The following is a 2,710-nucleotide window of genomic DNA, read 5'->3' on the forward strand; positions in this document are numbered from 1 at the left end:
CCCCTCCTCCCCTCCTCCCCTCCTTCCAGCAAACACCCGTTCGGACCAACGCTCCACCGGGCGATGAGTTTGCGCCGCGGCGACGGTCTGCCCTGAAGACGGAACGCACTGAACCGGAGAGGGCGTACGGACATGAACAGCGTGGCCATCGAGACCGCGGGCCTGGTGAAGACCTTCGGCGACACCCGCGCCGTGGACGGTGTGGACCTCACCATCCCGGCCGGAACCGTGTACGGCCTGCTCGGCCCGAACGGCGCGGGCAAGACCACCACCGTGAAGATGCTCGCCACCCTGCTGCGGCCCGACGGGGGCGACGCCCACGTCTTCGGCCACGACGTCGTGCGCGAGGCCGACGCCGTACGCGGCAGGGTCAGCCTGACCGGTCAGTACGCGTCGGTCGACGAGGACCTGACCGGCACCGAGAACCTGGTGCTGCTCGGCCGCCTCACGGGCCATGGGAAGAAGGCGGCGTACGAGAGGTCGGCGCAGCTGCTCGAGGCGTTCGGGCTGAGCGACGCCGCCGCCCGCCAGGTGAAGAACTACTCCGGCGGCATGCGGCGTCGCATCGACATCGCTGCCTCCATCCTCAATACGCCTGATCTGCTGTTCCTGGACGAGCCCACCACCGGGCTCGACCCGCGCAGCCGCAACCAGGTCTGGGACATCGTGCGGGCGGTCGTCGCACACGGCACGACGGTGCTGCTCACCACGCAGTACCTCGACGAGGCCGACCATCTCGCATCCCGCATCGCCGTCATCGACCACGGCAAGGTCATCGCCGAGGGCACCAAGGGCGAGCTGAAGGCGTCGGTCGGCGCGGGTTCCGTGCATGTGCGGCTGCGGGACGCGGAGCGGCGGGGCGAGGCCGAGAAGGTGCTGCGGCTCGCGCTCGACGCGGAGATCCAGCTCGAGCCCGACCCGGTGGCCCTCACGGCCCGCGTCGGCAACGGCGAGCGCAACGGCAGGGGAGCGGCCGAGAAGGCGTCCCGCGCACTGGCCGAACTGGCCCACGCGGGCATCACCGTCGACAACTTCTCCCTGGGCCAGCCGAGCCTGGACGAGGTCTTCCTCGCCCTGACCGGCAACCCTCACCACGCAACGGACATGGCTGACACGGCTGACACGGCTGACACGGCGAAGAAGGAAGAGGCATCGGCATGAGCACCGCGACCAGCACCTCCGAGGCCCAGGACCTCGCGCCCGTCAGGGCCGAGTCCCTCGCCGAGCTCCTGATCGCCGGTGACCGGCCGCCGCGGCCCAGCGCGCTCTCCGCGTCGCTGACGTTCGGCTGGCGGGCCATGCTCAAGATCAAGCATGTTCCGGAGCAGCTCTTCGACGTGACGGCGTTCCCGATCATGATGGTGCTGATGTACACGTACCTCTTCGGGGGCGCGCTCGCCGGATCGCCGAGCGAGTACATCCAGTACCTGCTGCCGGGCATCCTCGTGATGTCCGTAGTCATGATCACGATGTACACGGGCGTCTCGGTGAACATCGACATCGAGAAGGGCGTCTTCGACCGCTTCCGTACGCTGCCGATCTGGCGTCCCTCGGTGATGGTCGGCTACCTGCTCGGCGACGCCCTGCGCTACGCGATCGCGTCCCTGGTCATGCTGGCCGTCGGCATGGTCATCGGCTTCCGCCCGGACGGCGGCGGGCTCGGCGTACTGGCCGGAGTGCTCCTGCTGCTCGTCTTCTCCTTCGCCTTCTCGTGGGTGTGGACGATGTTCGGACTCCTGCTGCGCACCGAGAAGTCGGTGATGGGCGTCAGCATGATGGTGCTGTTCCCGCTGACGTTCCTCAGCGACATCTTCGTGAAGCCCGAGACGATGCCGGGCTGGCTGCAGGCCTTCGTGAACAACAACCCGATCACCCATGTCGCCTCCGCCGTCCGCGATCTGATGGCGGGTACGTCACCGGGCTCGTCGCTGGGCTGGGCGCTCGGCTGGGCGGTACTGCTCGTCGCGGTCTTCGGGCCGGTGACGATGCGGCTGTACAACCGCAAGTAGCTCGGGAGCGGGAAGCACTTGCCCCATATGCAGTCGCCTCGGTCGCGCACGGCGTGACCGAGGCTTTGTGTTGGCGGCATGCTCCAGTTCGCGGGCCTCTGGCTCCCGCCGGCCGCTGTTGCGCTGGCCGTGGCGGGCATCCTCGTGGCCCTGCACCGCCGCCGGGCCGTCATCCTCACGTCCCTCGGCACGGCCCTCGCGGGGGCGCTCCTCGCCCTGGCCGTCACGGTGACCCGAGGCATCACCCTGGCCGATCTGCCCGCCACCGTTTCCCGGGCAGCGGCGGGGGCGGTGTACGACGCGTTGACGCATCCGCTGAGGGTGGCGGCGTGGGTGATCGTGGTGGTGGGGCTGGCTGTTTCCCTTGCCGCGTGGCTGGTTCGGTGCCGTAAATCACTGGCTCGAGGCCGGCGCAGCCGGAAAATTTCAGGAAGGGGCGGGGTGGGGGAAAAGGAACCCTTCCCCCACCCCCAGCCGTCTCTCAGGGAAGATTCCAGAACCACCCCCGACGGAGAGGCCCGCCTTGGACAGCATGACCGCGGCAGCGGCAGGGCGGCAGGAGGACTGGGCGGAGGGCGCTGAGCCGGGCCGGCGGCGGCTCCGGAGCCGGGGCTCCGCCTATGTCGCCGCCCTGCTCCTGACCGGCGTCACCGGCCTCCTCGGCTTCCGCATCGCCGACTCCGACGGCTTCACCCCCGTCC

2 protein-coding genes are annotated in these 2,710 nt (G+C 69.5%); both read left to right on the forward strand.

All coding sequences use genetic code 11. The features are described 5' to 3' along the window. Positions 1-132: 132 nt before the first annotated feature. The gene (locus E2651_RS42445; protein ID WP_135336603.1) at positions 133-1,161 is read left to right on the forward strand and encodes an ATP-binding cassette domain-containing protein; all 1,029 of its coding nucleotides are present in this window, start codon (positions 133-135) and stop codon (positions 1,159-1,161) included. Next, on the forward strand, positions 1,158-2,009 hold the full coding sequence (locus tag E2651_RS42450) for an ABC transporter permease (protein WP_135336604.1): 852 nt from the start codon (positions 1,158-1,160) through the stop codon (positions 2,007-2,009). The genes E2651_RS42445 and E2651_RS42450 overlap by 4 nt, the downstream gene beginning before the upstream one ends. The last annotated feature ends 701 nt before the right edge of the window (positions 2,010-2,710 follow it).

The organism is Streptomyces sp. MZ04, from assembly GCF_004684775.1.
GTDB lineage: Bacteria > Actinomycetota > Actinomycetes > Streptomycetales > Streptomycetaceae > Streptomyces.